Raw genomic sequence first — 19852 nt, forward strand, 5'->3', positions numbered from 1 at the left:
TCCAAAGCCTATCTTTGCGCCGATATGAAATATCTTATAGTTGGTTTAGGGAATATTGGGCCCGAGTATGCGGATACAAGGCACAATATTGGTTTTATGATATTAGACAAGCTGGCAAAAGAAGAAAACTGCCAGTTTTTTAATATGCGGTTGGCATACTATACCGACTTTAAATTTAAGGGCCGTCAAATTTGCCTGATCAAACCAACTACTTACATGAACCTGAGCGGAAAAGCTTTGGCATACTGGATGAAGGAAGAGCATATCCCGATAGAAAACGTGCTGGTGTTGGTTGACGACCTTGCTTTACCCTTTGGCACCCTGCGACTTAAGCCTAAGGGCAGCGCCGCGGGGCACAATGGTTTAAAACATATCGAAGCTACCTTAGGCAACAATAATTACGCGCGCCTGCGCTTTGGCATCGGCGATAATTTTCCGAAAGGACGCCAGGTTGATTATGTGTTGGATGGCTTTGATAAAGAGGAGTTGCCTGAATTGCCCGCGCTGATAGACCGCTCAATAGAAATGATAAAGAGTTTTGTTACCATCGGCACAGAACTTACCATGACGAAATTTAACAAATAGCAGGCAACCTGCCTGTCATAAAAAGCGTATTTCTACTTATATTAAAGCAATAATTGTTTTTGTATCATTACAATTTGTAAATTAGTGCACACATAGCTTTGGTTTTAAGTAAAAATCAAGGTTTCATTTTATTTGTTCAGCCTTAATTGAAATTATTTTTTGAACCGGAATGGATAATACCTTTACAGATAATACCGATCAGGTACTTTCTCTTCTGGGCGAGGCTAACGCAAGCCGGATAAATAATTTAAAACTGAGTATTTCTCTTGCTCAAAAAGCGCTTACGCTAAGCAGGAAAATGGAAGATAAGGCATTGACAGGCAAAAGCCTTAATCAATTGGCGCTTTATCACATGATACTTGGCGATTACAAAAAATGCCTTGAAACAGCCGAAGAAGCCATTGTTTATTTTAAAGAACTTGATGATGAAAGGGGTGTTGCCGATGCTAAATATAGTATAGCCGGTATTTATTACAAAACCGATAATTACCACCTGGCCCTTATACACCTTGTTAACTGTATTGCTACTTACCGCAAATTTGGCGACCATTATAACGAAGCGCGTACCCATAAATCATTAGGTACCATATATGAGTTTTTTGGCGACCATCGTAATGCGATAAGCTCATACGAGAATACCATTGAACTGGCCAAAAAAGCGGGTGATTTGAATATCGAATCGAACGCATATAATCCGCTTTCGGGTATCTATCTTAAACAAAACGAAGTAAAAAAAGCCTTTACTATAGTTGAGCGTGCCATTGCGATGAAGCAGGGAACAGGTGACACCCGTGGTTTAGCCTTTTCTATTTATGCCCGTGGTAAGGCATATTTTAAAATGAACCGTTTTGTTGAAGCAGAACAGGATTTTAAGGAGTCGTTGAGGATACACCTTGAAATGGGTGAGATTTTAGGTACCGGCATGGCGTATTTAAAGATGGCAGCCCTTTATATGGAAACCGGCCGTACCGATGAGGCAAAAAATACCCTTAATACTGCCCTCGCATTTGCTAATACGCATAACATCATGATCATTAAATTTAAGTGCAGCTACCGGCTATACTTAATATATAAGCAAGAAAATGATATGGTAATGGCGCTTCAAAACCTGGAGCAATACCTTACCACAAAAGAATCGGTAATTAATACACAAACCCTGAAAATTATCGAAAATTACGAACACATCACTAAAATGGAGTCGTTCGAAAAAGAGGCAAAGCTGCAAAAAGAGAAGGCCGATATTATTGAGAAAAAGGAAATAGCAGAACGTTCGGCAAAAGTAAAGCAGGATTTCTTATCTACAATGAGCCACGAGATCCGTACACCTTTAAACGCGGTTATTACCATAACATCGCTGCTTAAAGATAAATCGGACCCTGAAGACCAGCAATTGCTCAGTTCGTTAAAATTTGCCTCAAATAACTTGTTGCTCATCATTAACGATATTCTCGATTTTAACAAGCTTGAAACAGGCAAGGTTAACCTTGATGTAAGGTCGGTTAATTTTGTAAACCTGCTCGAAAACATATATCGCACATACGATAGTATGGCTAAAGAGAAAGGCCTTAAGCTTAACTTAAATGTAGGTAGCGGCATTGCCGAGAATTATGAGCTTGACGGGACCAAAATATCGCAAATATTAGGTAACCTGATCAGTAATGCGATTAAGTACACAGATTACGGGCATGTTAACTTTAACATTACTAAAATAAAAGACGATCAAAGTTCGGATTGGTTGCGATTTAATATTGTAGATACCGGCCCAGGTATCCCCGAAAGCTATTTTTCCGAAATGTTTGAAAGCTTTTCGCAGCCTAAATCAATAACAACACGTAAGCATGGTGGTTCGGGCTTAGGGCTTGCCATAGTTAAAAAATTAGTAGAACTGCACGATAGCCGGGTGCAGTTTATAAGTGTGATGAATAAAGGCTCGGAGTTTTACTTTGACCTGCAGTTGAAACGCTCGGTTGCGCCCATCAAATCGCCAACCAAACGATCGGACGAGTTAAAGAACAAAACGATTTTATTGGCCGAAGATAATATGATAAACGCAATGGTGGCCCGCAAACTGTTATCAAACTGGGGTATCATTAGCGAGCATGCCAAGGATGGGTTGGAGGCGGTTAAAAAAGCTAATGAAAAGGAGTTCGACTTTATATTGATGGATATCCACATGCCCGAAATGAATGGGTATGATGCTACATCAAGTATCCGCAATAGTGTTAACCCTAATCAAAACACCCCTATTTTTGCACTTACGGCCGATATTACTGCCGAGCACGAAGAAGAATATACTACCAGCTTTAATGGCTTTTTACGCAAGCCTATCGAAATTGACAAGCTTTACGAAGCATTAACCACCGTTAATCTCTGATTATAGATCCCGCTGCGGGGAGACTTCCCCCCGTCATCATCATTATAAGTGTTAAAAAAAGATGGTGGAAATAGTTAATAAGTGTTAATTACGCTTACAATCTGTAACGTTTCAGGTTCATTTCTGTCTATTGGTTAATAAAAAACTTATAGTCATTTCTGTTTATGAAATATTTTTTACTCTTACTAGTATCTGCCGGTATCATATCAAACGCGTTCGCGCAATCAGCACCATCAAAATATGGAATTAAAGGGATTGTAATTGACTCGGTAACAAATCAGCCGCTTGGCTTTACTACCGTTGCTTTAAAAGATGCAGTAACAAAGCAACCCGTAAAAACAGCTTTGACTAAAGATAATGGGAGCTTTGAATTTGCCAACCTGGCAAATAAAACTTATACCATAACATTTGTATATGTAAGTTACCGCGCAAAAATTATAAGCGTGCCGGCCTTTAAACAGCCCGATGAGGCTATAGACCTGGGCAAAGTAACTATCTCGCCATCAAGCGGGCAACTCAAAGAGGTTTCTATAAACGAAGCAAAGCCATTAATAAAACAAGAGGTAGACAGGATAGCTTATGACGTACAGGCCGACCCTGAAATAAAAGCGCAGAGCGTATTGGATATGATACGCAAGGTGCCTTTGCTATCGGTTGATGCTAATGATAATATTAAACTGAAAGGCAGCGGCAACTACAAAATACTAATAAATGGTAAAGAATCAGCATTGATGGCTAAAAGCCCGTCGGATGTGCTTAAATCAATGCCTGCAACAAACATCGAAAAAATAGAGGTTATTACTACCCCGCCCGCCAAGTATGATGCCGAAGGGCTTACAGGTATCATTAATATAATTACCAAAAAAAATGCTGATCAAGGTTATAATGGCAGTGTTAACGGTCGTGCCAATAGTGTTTTTGGTCCGGGTATCAACCTGAATCTCACCATGAAACAAGGGAAGTTTGGTTTGGCCGGTTTTATAGGCTATGGCAGTTCAGGCACTAACCCTAATTACTTTGGTAATTCACAAATCTTTTTAAAGAATGGTGCGGCTTTAACGCAGGAAGGATCAAACAGCTATTCAGGTCATAATACATACGGAAATGCCGAGCTGAGCTATGAAATTGACAGCTTGAATTTAATAACAGGCTCATACCAGTTTTATGGCGGGTCAGGCAATCAAATGGCTACCCAATTTACTAAACAGATAAATGGGGTAGGAGTATTGGACCAACAATATGCTTTGGATAACTCAGGCTACAATAACTTTCATGGGCTTGATGCCAGTGTAAACTACCAGATGGGTTTTAAAAAGAAGAAAGATCAGTTGCTTACTTTATCATATAAGTATAGCTACTCGCCTAATGCGCAGTTTAATGATAACGTGATCAGCAATACATATAAATATGGGCAGCGTAATTATCAACAGTACAATGAGTCTGGTAATAAAGAACATACCATTCAGTTAGATTATGTTCAGCCAGTTAACAAAAAAATAAACATTGAAGCAGGTGGTAAGGCAATATTGCGGAATAACTACAGCGATTTTACTACCAAAACCCAAAATACAACAACGAACGAATACGAACTTACAACAGATCAAAGCAATAACTTTGATTATAACCAGGATGTGTATTCCCTTTATAATTCATATCAGCTCAAGTTTGAAAAATGGACAGCCAAAGCAGGTTTGCGTATTGAACATACTGAAACCAATGCCAGGTTTTCTTCAATTGGTACCCCTGTTACATCAAATTATGATAACCTGATACCATCACTATCAGTGCAGCATAATTTTAAAAGCAGCAGTGTTACTTTTGGCTTTACGCAACGCATACAACGCCCGGGTATTTACCAGTTGAACCCTTTTGTAGATAAATCCAATCCTAAATTTATAAATACAGGTAACCCTGACCTGAAACCCGAATTAAATAATACTTTCGAACTCAACTTTAGCAGTTTTTCAAAAAACTCCATTACTGCGGGTTTAAGCTACGCGTTTTCTGATAATTCTATCCAGAATGTAAGTATCAGGAGTACTCAAATTGTAAATGGAGTAACAGATACTATAACTACAACAACGTTTCAAAACCTGGGCAGTAATAAAACATTGGGTTTAAACTTAAATACTAACCTGTCGCCTGTAAAAGGGTTAAATATCAGCATTAATGCCCAACTTACCCACTTGTGGTTAAAAGGCACTTATAATGGTAATTTATATAGCAATGATGGTTTTGGTGGCAATGTATTTTTAAATACCGGCTATAAGTTTAAAAGCGGTTACCGCATAGGTTTTAACGGCGGTTACTTTTATGGCGATGTAACGTTACAGGGTCGCAATGGCGATTATATGTACAATTCGTATGTTGTTGGTAAAGATTTCCTGAAGAATAATAAGGCAACTATATCATTGGTAGCTAACAATCCTTACCGTAAGTATTTTAATCAGAAATCATACACCAATACGGCCGATTTTAACCAGTCGAGTTATTACAAAGGGCCATATCAAAGCTTCGCGGTGCGTTTTAATTATCGTTTTGGCAAACTAAACAGCGATATTAAAAAGAACCAGCGCGGTATTAATAATGATGATACAAAAGGCGGCGGAGGTAATAAAACCAGCGGGAATTAATAAATTAGTCGCATGAAAGTTTACGGAATAACAAATTGCAATACGGTAAAAAAAGCTTTAGACTGGTTAAAATCAAATAAAGTTGATTATGAGTTCCACGATTTTAAAAAGTTAGGCATATCTACCGAAAAACTGGATGAATGGAATACCAAAGCAGGCTACGAGAAATTTATGAACAAGCAAGGCCTAACCTGGAAACAACTGGATCCATCAGTTAAGGAAAGCATTACCGGGAAACAGCCTGCATTGAAACTCTTGCAGCAAAAAACCAGTATGATAAAGCGCCCTGTTATTGAAGATAATGGCTTTTTGTACTTTGGTTTTGATGAGCATGTTTACACCGGGCATTTTGGTAAGTAGCTGATACGTATTGTAAAAAAGTTGTCTCAAAGTTAATTTAGCTTTGATTTTATTGCGTTGGATTGTGCTGAATGCGATTTTATATTCATATTAGCATTCTCATTAACTGACGTATTAAATGAATTTTAAATTAATTGCAGTTGTAATACTGGCAGGTACAGCCGGAATGTTTACAACCACTAATGCACAACGCAGGCAACTCGGTGCCTCAACCGATACTGTTGCTACAAACTACAACTATCACGATGCATTTGCTCCACTATTCTATACCAAAAATGGATCGGAATACCGTTCAGCAAGTGGCCAGCCCGGCCCAAAGTATTGGCAAAACCGTGCCGACTATGTGCTGAATGCTACTTTAAACGAGCAGCTCAACCAAATTACCGGCAGCGAAATATTAACCTACACCAACAATAGTCCCGATAAGCTGTCATTTTTATGGATGCAGTTGGATCAAAACCTTTTTAAAAGCGATTCACGTGGATCTGCCATTGTGCCCCTGCAAGGAAGCCGTAATTGGGGCAACGGGCAAAAGTTTGATGCCGGTTACAAAATCAAATCAATAAAGCTTTTATCCCAGGAAAAAGGAAAGCCTGCTACCGAAACAGACCTGCAATACCTGGTTGATGATACCCGTATGCAGGTGTACTTACCATCAGACGTAGCACCCGACGGCGGGCAGGTTAAACTGAAGATAGAATATTCATTCATATCACCCGACTATGGTTCAGACCGTATGGGGGTATTGGGCACCAAGCAAAGTAAGAACGGTAAAATATTTACCATAGCGCAATGGTACCCCCGCATGTACGTGTACGATGACATCAATGGATGGAACCCGCAACCCTATACAGGCCCGGGCGAGTTTTACCTTGAGTACGGCGATTTTGATATTAATATTACCGCTCCGGCAAACCATATTGTAGTTTGCTCCGGCGAGTTGCAAAACCCACAGGATGTATATACACCGGAGCAGCTAAAACGCTGGGCGCAGGCCGAGCAGAGTGAAACCACAGTGCTTATCCGTTCAGCATCCGAAGTAACAAACCCATCATCCCGCCCGGCAGGTAAAGCCGAACTGACGTGGAAGTTTAAGATCAAAAATGCCCGTGATGCTTCATGGGGCTCATCGGCCGCGTTTATTATTGATGCCGCTAAAATGAATTTGCCAAGTGGCCGCAAAGCCATGTCCATATCAGCTTACCCGGTTGAAAGCGATGGCAAAGATGCATGGGGCAGATCAACAGAGTATACCAAAAAATCTATTGAGTATAACTCAAAAAAATGGTTTGAATTTCCCTACCCTAACGCCACTACAGTTGCGGGCATTGTTGGTGGTATGGAGTATCCGGGTATTGTTTTTTGCGGATATGCATCAGCAGGGGCCGGGCTTTGGGGCGTAAACGATCATGAGTTTGGCCATACCTGGTTCCCGATGATCGTTGGCTCGAACGAACGCTTGTACGGATGGATGGACGAAGGCTTTAACACTTTTATCAATAGCTTATCCACTTATTACTTTAACAATGGTGAATATCGCAAGCTACGCTCGGATATGCACATTACGGGAGCTAACATGACCCGCCCTGCCCTGGATCCGGTTTTAACCGTGCCCGATAATACTAAAGAACCCAACACCGGAACCTTACTTTATAATAAACCCGCCGCAGGGCTAACGTTATTGCGAGAACAGGTATTGGGCGCTCAACGCTTTGATCTGGCCTTCCGTACTTACATTAATCGCTGGGCATTTAAGCACCCAACGCCTGATGATTTTTTCCATACGATGGAAAATGTATCAGGCGAAAATCTGAATTGGTTTTGGAGGAGTTGGATTGTAAACAACTGGCGCTTAGACCAGGCTGTGCGCACGGTTAAATATGTTAAAGACGACCCGAAACAAGGTGCGGTGATCACCATTATCAACAACGAAAAAATGCCGATGCCGGTTATTATGGAGATTAAAACCATAAGCGGAAAAACAGAACGCATTAAATTGCCTGTCGAAATATGGGAACGCAATATAAGCTGGACATTTATCTATCCTTCAACCGAAGAATTGCAGTCAGTAGAAATTGATCCTGATCATATGATGCCTGATATTAATTCCGACAACAATACCTGGAAAAAGTAATCACCTCAAAAATACCCCGGCTAAACCTAACAGACCGGGGTATTTTTTTTTGAGTATATTGGCATCAATTTTATAACCACACATGCTTTCAGTTGCACACCAGGTTTTTTTAGCAGTAGCCGCTAATTTGAGTTTTTCAAAAGCCGCGCAGGTTTTATTTATTACACAACCTGCAGTAAGTAAGCACATCAAGTTACTTGAAGATCAGTATAAAGTGCCCTTATTTGAACGCAAAGGGGCTTCTATATTACTTACAGAAGCGGGTACCATGCTATATAATCACCTGCTAAAAGCCCGTGAGATACAACGCAGCATCGAGTATGATCTGTCAACCTTAACAAACGTATCAAATGCTGCAGGGCATTTACGCCTTGGGGCCAGCACTACAATAGCATTATATATTCTGCCATCAATACTATCCGATTTTCAGCGTGAGTTTGAGAATGTTGATATTCAACTGGTTAATCGTAACTCCGAATATATATTGAACGCCCTGCTTAACCACGAGGTTGACCTGGGCATTATCGAAGTGGAGAACAAGCTCACCACAGTATCTTATGAAAAATTTATAAGCGACGAAGTAATACCTGTTTGCTCATCAAAAAGCCCTTTGGCAGGTAGGCAATTAACCCTCAAACAGCTTACACAAACCCCGATAGCTTTACGCGAAAGGGGGTCGGGAACGCTTAATGCCTTAACAAAGGCCCTCTCCGAAAATCATATCAAAACATCCGAGCTTTCTGTAAAGATACGCCTTGGCGGGACAGAGGCCTTAAAGAACTTTCTCCTGGCCGATCAATGCCTTGGCTTTATGCCCCGACCCTCTATCATACGCCAGTTAGCCGAAGGCGACCTTGTTGAAGTGCCCGTAGAAGGCCTGAATATTAAACGTGATTTCTTCTTCATTCGCCGTAAAGGAACCGAAGAGCATGGCCTTACCGGTAACTTTATCCAATTTGCAACACGCAGCGTAAAAATTTAGAAAAACTTAAAACCTTGTCTTGGTTAAAATGTAATTAATAGTAATAAACTTATTAAGCTATTAATTACGTTTTATATGGGATACCTGAATAACCTGAAAGTGGCCATCTTAACCGAAGAGGGTTTTGAACAAATAGAACTTACCAGCCCTAAACAAGCGCTCGAAGATATGGGTGCGACGGTTGATATCGTATCGCCAAACAAAAGTACCCATATTAAGGCATGGGATACCGATAAATGGGGCATAGAAGTAGAGGTTGACAGGCATTTAAGCGAAGTTAGCCCTCATGATTATGATGCCCTGGTATTACCCGGTGGTGTACTTAACCCCGATAAACTACGGCAAAATAAAGAAGCTGTAGCATTTGCAGCCTCATTTTTAGCTGAAGGTAAACCCGTAGCGGCAATATGCCATGGTCCGCAGTTGCTTATAGAAACAGGGATGCTGGCAGGCCGTAAATTAACTTCATTTCCGGCACTGCAAACCGATCTTAAAAACGCTGGTGCGCAGTGGGAAGATACTGAAGTAATGGTTGACCGTAGCTTAATTACCAGTCGCTCGCCGGCCGACCTTGATGCCTTTAATCAAAAAATGATTGAAGAGATAGCCGAAGGCGTACATGCGTAATTGGCGTTCTGATTTTTTGTTTTGATGGGCTATCTTTGAGCCATGCCCAAACCTAAAGCCATCATCATCGGTGCCGGAATTGCCGGGATAGCTACCGCTATCCGCCTTGCGGTAAAAGGCTACAGGGTTGAGGTTTTTGAAGCCAACAGTTATGCCGGCGGCAAACTATCAGAGATACATCAAAACGGCTATCGCTTTGATGCAGGCCCCAGCCTGTTTACCATGGCCCAATATGTTGATGAGCTTTTCACCCTCGCGGGAAAAGTATCGGCTGATGAGTTTACCTATCAAAAGCTCGATACCGTTTGCAAGTACTTCTATCCCGATGGCAGCACATTAACCGCTTATGCTGATGAACAACGGTTTGCACACGAAGTACAGTCAAAAACAACTGATACCGCGGCGACGGTACACGGTTATTTCAAAAACAGCTCAGCTATCTACGGCATTACTAATCATGTTTTTTTAGAGCGTTCGCTACACAGGCTCAAAACCTATTTACGTTGGGATACCCTCTGCTCTGTTTTGCGCTTGCCGCGGATAGACGCCCTCAGAACCATGCATCGGGCTAATCAAAGCTTCTTTAAGGATAAGCGCATGATACAATTTTTTGATCGTTATGCTACCTACAATGGTTCTAACCCGTACCAGGCACCGGCTACGCTCAATGTGATCCCTCATCTTGAGCAGCATTTTGGAGCTTATTTTCCCGATAAGGGCATGTACAGCATTACCACCAGTTTGGTTAAGCTGGCGGAATCTATCGGTGTTCAATTTCACTATAACAACCCGGTTGACGAAATTGTACTAGATAAGCAAAAGGCAACAGCCATTTTAGTAAATGGGGTGTTGCATAATGCGGATATCATTATCTCCAATATGGATGTATGGTTCACTTACAAAAAACTGCTGGCATCATACCCTGGTCTGCAACCTAAACGTATCTTACAGCAGGAGCGGAGCAGTTCTGCACTCATATTTTACTGGGGGATAAAAAAGCAGTTTTCTCAGCTTGATCTGCATAACATCTTCTTCAGTGCTGATTATGAAGATGAGTTTAACGCCATCTGGAAACAAAGAACGATCTGTGCCGACCCGACGGTCTATGTCAACATCAGCGCCAAACTAAAACCCGACGATGCCCCGGCGGGATGCGAAAACTGGTTCGTGATGATCAACGTTCCGGCTAATACCGGTCAGGATTGGGACCTGCTTATTGCCGAAGCACGCAGGAATATTCAAGCCAAACTTTCAAAATGCCTTGGCGAGGATATTTCCCAACTCATCCAATGCGAATCCATCCTCGATCCGCGCAGCATCGAATCTAAAACATCATCTTATCAGGGCTCGCTGTACGGCAACAGTTCCAACGGACAAATGGCTGCTTTTTTAAGGCACGCCAACCGATCATCAAAAGTTAAAAACCTCTATTTCTGCGGCGGCAGCGTCCACCCCGGCGGCGGCATCCCCTTGGCCCTGCTCTCCGCCAAAATTGTCAGCGATTGGGTATCTAAGGATTGATTTATTGAATGATCGATTGATGGATTCAATGTGCAAATGATTAACCTGTTCTATTCTCACAATTATACCTTTCCTTCATTCCTTCAATCAATAAATCAAAAATCAATAAATCAAACATAAAAACAACAACTGCGTTAATTGAGCAAATAAGGCAATAACTGTTAACTTAGCACCCTAATGGGCTTTCTTAAAATTCCCGGCCTCGGTACGGTACATTATCACGAATACGGCACAGGCACAAAACCCCTGCTCGCTTTTCACGGCTACGGCATGACGGGTAAACAATTCCATGTGCTTGAGCAATCCGTACTCAGCGAGTACCGGGTATACGGTTTCGATCACTTTTTTCATGGCGATAGCAAACTGGAGAACTGGACAGAAAAGCAAATTTTAGCAGGCATGCCCCGCCAAAGGGTAAAAGCCTATGCCGAAGCATGGTTTAGCATTCATGGCCGCCAGCGCATTTCGCTCATGGCGTATTCAATAGGCGCTAACCTGGCGCTTATTTTACTGGAAGAATACCCCGACCTGGTTGATGAACTCATCCTGATGGCGCCCGATGGTTTAGCAGGATACAAAGGTTTTAGCTTTTTACAGCATCATCCCGCGGGCAGGCTATTGTTTAAAACAGCTACCAAAAGCAAATGGTTGATGCCCGGCATCCTCAAAACACTTAAGCGGTTTAAAACTATCGACGATAGTTTATACACCATTGCCTATAACGAAGTAGATACCATAAAAAAGCGCGAAGATGTATTTTATACGCTCAACCTCATCCGCTTTTTACAGCCCGATATGCAAAAGGTTATCGCCTTGATAAATCAATACCATATTAAGTGCACGCTTATTTTTGGTCGTGATGATCTGCTCTTCCCGCTCAAACCTGCTTTGCCTCTTATTGAGCAAATCGAGGGCGCCGAAGTGCATGAAGTACCCATGGGCCACTGGCTGGTAACAAAAGAATTAGATAATTATTTAGTTAATTTGGCGGTATGATACCTGCACGCAGAAATAACACCCTCAGTAATATGTTTGCAAGGTACATGCGCTTTCGTATGCGCAGGGCTTTTAAAACTATCGAGATAGCCACGCCTGTTACGGTAAAAGAGGGGCATTCCATATTGTTGCTCTGTAATCACTTTAGTTGGTGGGACGGCTTTTTTGGTAATTACCTTGCCTATTGGGTGCTTAAACGCAAGCTGTATATCATGATGCAGCATGATCACCTGGAGAAGCGTATGCTCTTTAACCTGTTTGGTGGCTTTTCTATCGAGCGTGGTACCCGCGAAATGATGAAATCATTATGGTATGCTGCCGATCTGCTCAACAATGCCGAGAACCTGGTAGTGGTATTCCCGCAAGGCGAACTGATCTCAAATCATACCACTACCGTGAGTGTAGAGAAAGGCATTGAGCGTTTGGTGAACCACATCAAAGGGCCATGCCAGATTGTTTATTGTGCCACGCTGATCGATTATTTTGAGAGCCTAAAACCATCGGCTTACATGCATTTGTATGATTGCGGTGTAGCCGGGCAAGTACCATTTGAAGAGCTTAATCAAAACATCCAGAACTTTCACCAACAGGCTTTAAAAGACCAGGTTAACGTAGCACATTAACTAATGATCAAACCTAAACAGAACTTTATTATTACGGGTTTCTTTAACAGGTACATCAGTTGGATCATTAGTCGCCATTTTCAAAAAGTAACTTTTAACTGGGCTGATTTTGATGAGGACAAATCCATCCTGCTCATCGCCAACCATTTTAGCTGGTGGGACGGCTTTTTACTTTACCACCTCAATAAGATATATTTCAAAAAAGCGTTCCATATCATGGTGCTTAATGATACCATGCAAAAAGTTGGCTTTATGAAATATCTGGGCGCTTTCTCTGTCACTAAAAACTCCAGGGAAGTTATCGGGTCGCTGGATTACGCGGCCGGGCTTTTAAATGAAAATAACAATATGGTCGTGATATTCCCGCAAGGCAAACTGTATTCAAACTTTGTTGATAGGGTTGAATTTGAAAAGGGCTTATCCCGCATAACAGCGCAGGCACCGGCAAATTTTCAGTATGTTTTATCGGCAAGCTTTATAGAACACTTTCAGTATAAAAAGCCATCGGTATTTATGGGTTTAAAAGTTTTGGATAAAGCCGACATTGCAACGCCCGAACAGCTACACAGCATATATCAGCAACATTACCAATTAACAAAATCGCAGCAAACACGTACAACAGTTTAAATGATATACGCCATTTACCTTGTGTTCTTTTTCCTGATACTGCGGTTTACGGTAACCATGTTCAACTTCATATCCGACCCTAAACTGCGCAAGGTAAACCGGTATTATGATCAGATGGTGTCTATTCTTATTCCTGTTCGTAACGAAGAAGATAATATTCTTTATTTACTCCAATCCATCAAAAAACAAGACTATGAGAATTATGAAGTAATTATTCTGGATGATAGTTCAGCAGATAATACTTTTAATATATGCACTCAATTTGCCGCTGCTAACCCCAATTTTAAGGTAATAAGAGGCGAGAGCTTACCTCATGATTGGCTGGGTAAAAATTATGCCTGCTACCAGTTGGCACGTGTAGCAAAAGGCGAATACCTCTTGTTTTTGGATGCTGACGAGGAGGTACATGATGGATTGATAAATAGCGTTATCCATCGCATGTTGGTTAATAAATTAAGCTTGTTAAGCCTGTTTGCAAATCAGCAAATGCCAACCATTGGCGAAAAAATGGTGGTGCCACTCATGCATTTTATACTGCTTAACTTATTGCCCCTGCGCCTGGTGTTATTAATTAAAAATGCCTCGGTAGCTGCGGCAAGCGGCCAGTTTATGTTTTTTAATGCTGCCGGTTATCATAAACACCAATGGCACCGCGAGGTAAAAGATAAAGTGGTTGAAGATATTGAGATTATGCGGCTTGTAAAATCGAAGCAGCTAAATGGCGAAACTTTGCTGGCGAACGGCATGGTAAGCTGCCGTATGTATAAAAGCTATACCGACAGCCTGAATGGCTTTAGCAAGAACTTTTTAGCAGCCTTTAACTATAGTATACCCGCGTTTCTGTTTTTTTTACTATTATTGGTATGTGGCCCCATGTTAATTGCCATTACCACAAATCCCCCGCTTGTGGCGTTCATGTTAATGCTTATTATTTTAACCCGTGTTATGGTATCGCTCACTTCGGGACAAAATGTTTTTTACAATATTGTTTTTCATCCTGTACAAATGTTTAATATGGTTGTTATATCTTTTTTAGCTATCCAAAAACATCTTACTAAAACCAACGTGTGGAAAGGGCGGCGGATATGAAACCCACTAAAGAGGTTGTATCTATTGCCATTGTTGTTCTGTTCCACCTGGTAGGTATCGTTGGTTTTTATACTCCTGCTTTAAAACCATTTTTTTTAATCCTTGTGCCCTGGTTCATTTTGTTGATGGCTGTAGTTATATGCTACAGTCATGATAAGCCGGATATTAAGTTTGCTGCATTCGCGATTTTGATCATCCTGCTGGGTTATGGCATAGAGTGGCGGGGGGTAAACAAGCATACCTTTTTTGGCAATTATGGTTATGGCGAGCCTTTGGGTATAAAATTTGACGATGTACCCATCATTATCGGTTTTAACTGGCTGCTCATTACCTATTCCGTAGGCGTATCAATGCGGTACCTGATAAAGAGCTTTTTTCCTTTACGCATTTTAGGCGGTGCGGTACTCATGGTTTTTTTGGATATGGCTATTGAGCCCGTTGCCACGCGGCTTGATTACTGGCACTGGCACATCTACAACAGCCAGCTAAATGCCCCGACCTCAAATTATATCGACTGGTTTTTTGTGAGCCTTGCTTTCTTAACCATATTCGAGTTGTTCCAGTTTAAAAAGCAAAACAGGCTGGGGCTGGTTTTGCTGGGTGCGCAATTCGCGTTTTTTATATTGCTCCGCTGGGCCGTGCACGATATATAGGTACAAGCAAGCTGTGTAAATGCTGCTTGTTCAAACTTGTCGTATTCAAATTACTTTTTACTAAATTTGCAACATGGGAGCATTAGATCTTGAGGTAACTATCGACCAGGATTCGGGTTTTTGCTTTGGCGTTGTTTACGCGATAGACATGGCCGAAGATATTTTAGCCGAAGACGGGTATTTATATTGCCTTGGCGATATTGTGCATAACGATGAAGAAGTAGATCGTTTGAAAGCAAAAGGCCTGCGCATTATCAATCATGATGCCCTTCCCCAACTGCATAACGAAAAAGTTCTCATCCGCGCCCATGGCGAAGCGCCCGAAACGTATAAAATAGCTCTTGAAAATAACATTACGCTGATAGATGCCTCATGCCCGGTAGTGCTTAAACTGCAAAACAGGATTAAAACCTCTTTCGATGCTAAAGAAGATATCGTGATATTTGGTAAGCATGGTCATGCAGAAGTTATAGGCTTACAGGGGCAAACCGATGGAGAGGCACTGGTTTTCCAGGATCTTGGCGAGTTGGACCATATGGAGCTGCCGCAAAAATTTACGCTGTACAGCCAAACCACTAAAAGCACCGCCAAGTTTTATCAGATAAAAGAAGAACTGATTAACCGCGGTTACGAAGTAAAAGCAAACGACACCATTTGCCGGCAAGTATCAAACCGCGACCGCGACCTGCCCGAGTTTGCATTAAAGTACGATAAGATCATCTTTGTATCGGGCAAAAAGTCATCCAATGGCAAAGTGCTGTTTGAAGTGTGTCTGCGCCATAATCCCAATACCTTTTTTGTTTCATCCGCCGATGAAATTGATGCTTCCCTGTTTGAGCCCGGCGATACCGTTGGTATAGCAGGTGCTACATCAACACCCATGTGGCTGATGGAAGAAGTTAAAACCGCGCTCCAAAAACTTTAAGCCTGTGCAGGGCGTTAATGCTGTAATGCAAAAACCACCTGCCTACCTCGGGATTATTATCGCCTTAACCGTATTGCTCGGCTGGCTCACATCCACAGTTTTATTAATGTGCTGGGAGGTAAGCTGGTTAAACCCATTGCTTTATTTCTTCATCCTGCTGAAAATGCACCTGTATACCGGCCTGTTCATCACCGCGCACGATGCCATGCATGGCACGGTATCAGCCAACCGAAAGATCAACAACGCTATCGGCTACATCGCTACGTTTTTCTACGCGGCGTTTTGGTACGGGCAACTATACAACAAACACCATCAGCACCACAAACATGTACATACTGCTAACGACCCTGATTACCACAGTGGTAATTTTATAAGCTGGTACTTTACATTCATTAAAAACTACCTGTCCGTTTGGCAGGTGGTGTTTATGGCCATCTTATTTAATGTGGCAAAATTGTGGATACCCCAGGTAAACTTGTTACTGTTTTGGGTGCTGCCATCGCTGCTAAGCACGGTGCAACTGTTCTACTTTGGTACCTACTTGCCGCATAAGGGTGAGCATACCAATCAGCATCAATCCCGCAGCCAATCAAAAAATCATCTGCTTGCCTTTTTTAGCTGCTATTTCTTCGGTTATCACTATGAGCACCATGATTCAACTGCAACACCGTGGTGGCTGTTGTGGCGGATGAAGTGATCATTGGCCCATATCTTATAAAGCATTCAGAAACTTTGCGCCTTCGCGTCTTTGCGCGAATCTTATTTCAATCATCTTTTAACACATTCCTGACATTTTAATACCGCAACCATCAATTGCAACATTATCTTTGCACCCGAAATAAATAACATGGGCAAAAAAGGCGTTTTATTAATAAACCTGGGCACACCTGATAGCCCTGCAGTAAGTGATGTACGCAAGTACCTTAACGAGTTTTTGATGGACCCGCGGGTGATTGATGTAAACCCGGTTTTACGCACCTTTTTAGTGAAAGGCATTATTGTACCATTCCGCAGCCCAAAATCGGCCAAGTTGTACAAAGAGATCTGGAGCGACAAAACAGGCTCGCCATTATTGCATTACAGCCTTTTGCAACGCTCACTTTTGCAGGAAAGCTTAGGCGATGATTACCAGGTTGAACTGGCTATGCGCTATCAGAGCCCTTCTATCGAATCGGCCTTAACAAAGTTGAAAGATGCCCTGGTGGATAGCATCAAAGTGATACCCATGTTTCCGCAATATGCTTCGGCAAGTACAGGTTCGGTTTACGAAAAGGTGATGGACATTATAGGCAAATGGCCAACATCGCCCAATATCAGCATCGAAAACTCGTTTCATGATAATGAACTGATGATAGAAACCTTTGCTGATAACGCGAAGAAATACAACCCCGAAACATATGATCATATCCTGTTCAGTTTTCACGGCCTCCCGCAAAGGCAACTGATCAAGGCTGATCATACACATAACCATTGCCTTAAATCGGCTGATTGCTGCCAGACCCTTACCGATGCCAACAAGTTTTGCTACTCGGCCCAATCGCACCATACCGCTCAACTGATAGCCGGAAAGCTGAATATCCCGAAAGAGAAATATACCATTTGTTTTCAATCGCGCCTGGGCAGCGACCCATGGGTGCAGCCCTACACCAGCGAGGTAGTAAATCAGTTAGCCAAAGAAGGTAAAAAGCGCCTGCTGGTATTTTGCCCTGCCTTTGTTGCCGATTGCCTGGAAACCGTTTACGAGGTTACCGTTGAGTACCACGAAGAGTTTAAAGCCGCAGGCGGTGAGCACGTTCAACTGGTAGAAAGCCTGAACGATTCGCCAAAATGGATAGCCGCTTTAAAGCAAATGGCGGTAAAGTAAACTAACAGACTTGCAGTTTGATATCTGTTTCCGTACATTTATAAAAACAACATTATTATGGGAAAGCCTAAAAAAAGTGATTTCTTAAAGTCTGCCCAAAAAGGCGAGTTCAATAATCAGCCGGGTAATAAAAGTGGGCAGGTATCATCAAAAGCCAACTTCGTAACTAAATCAAATCCCGCAAGGAAAAAGGGTTAGTCGATGTGCAAATGAGTGAATGTGCGTATGTGCAAATTTACTTTATTGCGCTTCCACAAATAGTGGGGTTTCCGTAACTGTGATATTCACTTTACCATTGGTTGTTCCTATAGCGCGTTCTGTCATTGCATCCGAACCTGCTTTTGGTAGATGAATAACGGCTGTTTTGGCATTTCCTAAGTTTAGCTGGTAACTCGCAGTCGCATTCTTCTCATCAGGTATCATCAATACGTACATTTTCTTAGCCCCCAAAGTATACTCATCAACCAAAGGCATGGTGCTGATGGTTCGCTTGTAACTGTAATTGCCCATCAGCTTGGTGGCCTGCAAAATATAGTCCGCCGCCGGGCGCCGCCTCAAAGTTAACCCATCCGCCAATCCCGATGTGCCGTATTGCACACCGCTGCTGTTATCATCAAACAACTGGTAATAGAACACCCGCTTTATGCCATGCCTGTTAAACAGCAGGGCCGTACGCAACAGCCAATCGGCTTGTGTAGTTAGGGCTGGCTTATCGCCGATAGCTATCGCACGTTGCGGGCTTTTCGGGTGAACATCATACCCCGTTTCTGTTACCCAAACTTCAGGGTGTTTTGTTGTGGCAAGGGATAGCTTTACAAAATCATCAGCTACCTTCCCGGCATCGCTCAGTTCGGGTGCTATACCACGTGTAGCTTGCTTATCGTAATGCTGCTTGCTGTCGTTAGGGTAGTAGTGGTAGTTAATCACATCAAAACACAGGTCAACGCTGCCATCTGGTTTTAATCCACGGTATTTTTTGCACCAGGCTATCATCCCTTCCACAAATTTAACATCTGCCGAAGCCAGGCCACCCATCACTACCTGCATGGTAGGGTCGGCGGTTTTTACACCAACGTTCTTGCCCAGCCTGCCCTTGTTGCCATCGTAAAAGGCCGACATGTTAGCCGCGTACTCCTCCGGGCTTTGCTGCGCCTGTTTGCCTTTCCACCATTTATCGCGCTCATTATCACACTCAATATACCGTATCAGGCCCAGGCCAATCTTTACTTCGTTTACCGGGTCTCCCGTCCAGCGTGGCGTGGTATTTACCGTAACCAGCTTAGGGTCGATGGCTTTGTTATACCCATATCTCGCCGCGAATTGGAAAGCCACCTTAGCCTGTAGCATATATGATGCCGGGTCAAGGCGGTTCAACCCATAAGGTGCGGGCACATTTTCATTATTTCGCTCATTTTTAGGATAGGTATATTCCAACCATTGCGGGCAGGTTTTAAGGCAGGTGAGTACCGTGATGTTCTCCTTTTTACAACGCTCATAAATGGCATCATAATTCCAACTGCCATCGCTGGCGGGGTTAAAGGTGTAGCTGCCCTGGCGGGATTCTATCTTACTCCAATCCAAATAATGGCGTATGCTGCTAAAGGTTGCCACCAAATTCATCTTGGTTTCGTAGGGCTTGCTCACATCGTTCAGGTTGTTGGGGTTTTGTAAAATATTCCACTCATAGCAGTTAATGCCAAACATGTTTTTAAGCGGGTTAGGCTTTACAGGATGATCGGCCACCATGTTTTGTGGCTTTGCAGGGCCAAATTGGCACCTCACTACACCCACGCTAACAAGACCTATAAACAATGATGCCGCTATACCGAACCGTTTCTTCATCTCAATAAAAGTACAAA

18 protein-coding genes are annotated in these 19852 nt (G+C 42.4%); 17 read left to right on the forward strand and 1 reads right to left on the reverse strand.

Translation table 11 applies throughout. The annotated features are described in order from the left end of the window. Positions 1–24 precede the first annotated feature (24 nt). From pth to KXQ82_RS16215, 17 genes are all read left to right on the forward strand, one after another. Complete coding sequence (gene pth / locus KXQ82_RS16135) at positions 25–585, forward strand: aminoacyl-tRNA hydrolase (protein WP_219489487.1); 561 nt, start codon at positions 25–27, stop codon at positions 583–585. A gap of 169 nt (positions 586–754) precedes the next feature. Next, on the forward strand, positions 755–2959 hold the full coding sequence (locus KXQ82_RS16140) for a tetratricopeptide repeat-containing hybrid sensor histidine kinase/response regulator (protein ID WP_219489488.1): 2205 nt from the start codon (positions 755–757) through the stop codon (positions 2957–2959). A 164-nt stretch (positions 2960–3123) separates the two neighbouring features. Continuing rightward, the gene (locus tag KXQ82_RS16145) at positions 3124–5592 is read left to right on the forward strand and encodes a TonB-dependent receptor (RefSeq protein WP_219489489.1); all 2469 of its coding nucleotides are present in this window, start codon (positions 3124–3126) and stop codon (positions 5590–5592) included. Between the two features lie 12 nt (positions 5593–5604). Then, positions 5605–5952, forward strand: a complete 348-nt coding sequence (locus KXQ82_RS16150) for a Spx/MgsR family RNA polymerase-binding regulatory protein (protein ID WP_219489490.1) — start codon at positions 5605–5607, stop codon at positions 5950–5952. Positions 5953–6070: 118 nt separating this feature from the next. Further along, positions 6071–8086, forward strand: coding sequence for a M1 family metallopeptidase (locus tag KXQ82_RS16155; RefSeq protein WP_219489491.1), 2016 nt, complete (start codon positions 6071–6073; stop codon positions 8084–8086). 82 nt (positions 8087–8168) lie between these two features. After that, a complete protein-coding gene (locus KXQ82_RS16160) occupies positions 8169–9068 on the forward strand; it encodes a LysR substrate-binding domain-containing protein (RefSeq protein WP_219489492.1) in 900 nt (299 codons plus the stop codon). A 75-nt stretch (positions 9069–9143) separates the two neighbouring features. Beyond that, positions 9144–9695, forward strand: coding sequence for a type 1 glutamine amidotransferase domain-containing protein (locus KXQ82_RS16165; protein ID WP_219489493.1), 552 nt, complete (start codon positions 9144–9146; stop codon positions 9693–9695). Positions 9696–9737: 42 nt separating this feature from the next. Next, positions 9738–11216, forward strand: coding sequence for a 1-hydroxycarotenoid 3,4-desaturase CrtD (gene crtD, locus KXQ82_RS16170; RefSeq protein WP_219489494.1), 1479 nt, complete (start codon positions 9738–9740; stop codon positions 11214–11216). A 177-nt stretch (positions 11217–11393) separates the two neighbouring features. Continuing rightward, a complete protein-coding gene (locus tag KXQ82_RS16175) occupies positions 11394–12212 on the forward strand; it encodes an alpha/beta fold hydrolase (protein ID WP_219489495.1) in 819 nt (272 codons plus the stop codon). Between the two features lie 32 nt (positions 12213–12244). Beyond that, positions 12245–12835: a lysophospholipid acyltransferase family protein gene (locus KXQ82_RS16180; RefSeq protein WP_219489496.1), complete on the forward strand. Its 591-nt coding sequence runs from the start codon at positions 12245–12247 to the stop codon at positions 12833–12835. 3 nt (positions 12836–12838) lie between these two features. Next, positions 12839–13462 carry a lysophospholipid acyltransferase family protein gene (locus KXQ82_RS16185; protein ID WP_219489497.1) on the forward strand — a complete coding sequence of 208 codons (624 nt, stop codon included), beginning with the start codon at positions 12839–12841 and terminating at the stop codon, positions 13460–13462. Further along, on the forward strand, positions 13463–14551 hold the full coding sequence (locus KXQ82_RS16190) for a glycosyltransferase family 2 protein (protein WP_219489498.1): 1089 nt from the start codon (positions 13463–13465) through the stop codon (positions 14549–14551). Continuing rightward, positions 14548–15204, forward strand: a complete 657-nt coding sequence (locus KXQ82_RS16195; protein WP_219489499.1) for a carotenoid biosynthesis protein — start codon at positions 14548–14550, stop codon at positions 15202–15204. The genes KXQ82_RS16190 and KXQ82_RS16195 overlap by 4 nt, the downstream gene beginning before the upstream one ends. Positions 15205–15277: 73 nt before the next feature. Beyond that, positions 15278–16129, forward strand: a complete 852-nt coding sequence (locus tag KXQ82_RS16200; protein ID WP_219489500.1) for a 4-hydroxy-3-methylbut-2-enyl diphosphate reductase — start codon at positions 15278–15280, stop codon at positions 16127–16129. A 25-nt stretch (positions 16130–16154) separates the two neighbouring features. Next, the gene (locus KXQ82_RS16205; protein WP_219489501.1) at positions 16155–16826 is read left to right on the forward strand and encodes a fatty acid desaturase; all 672 of its coding nucleotides are present in this window, start codon (positions 16155–16157) and stop codon (positions 16824–16826) included. A gap of 150 nt (positions 16827–16976) precedes the next feature. Next, positions 16977–17993, forward strand: coding sequence for a ferrochelatase (gene hemH / locus KXQ82_RS16210; RefSeq protein WP_219489502.1), 1017 nt, complete (start codon positions 16977–16979; stop codon positions 17991–17993). Between the two features lie 57 nt (positions 17994–18050). Next, positions 18051–18191 (forward strand): hypothetical protein, encoded by a 141-nt coding sequence (locus KXQ82_RS16215; RefSeq protein WP_219489503.1) that lies wholly within the window; start codon positions 18051–18053, stop codon positions 18189–18191. 42 nt (positions 18192–18233) lie between these two features. Here KXQ82_RS16215 and KXQ82_RS16220 read toward each other — a convergent pair whose 3' ends face one another. Beyond that, positions 18234–19835, reverse strand: a complete 1602-nt coding sequence (locus tag KXQ82_RS16220) for a hypothetical protein (RefSeq protein WP_219489504.1) — start codon at positions 19833–19835, stop codon at positions 18234–18236. Positions 19836–19852: the final 17 nt, after the last annotated feature.

Source organism: Mucilaginibacter rivuli, from assembly GCF_019391655.1.
Lineage (GTDB): Bacteria > Bacteroidota > Bacteroidia > Sphingobacteriales > Sphingobacteriaceae > Mucilaginibacter > Mucilaginibacter rivuli.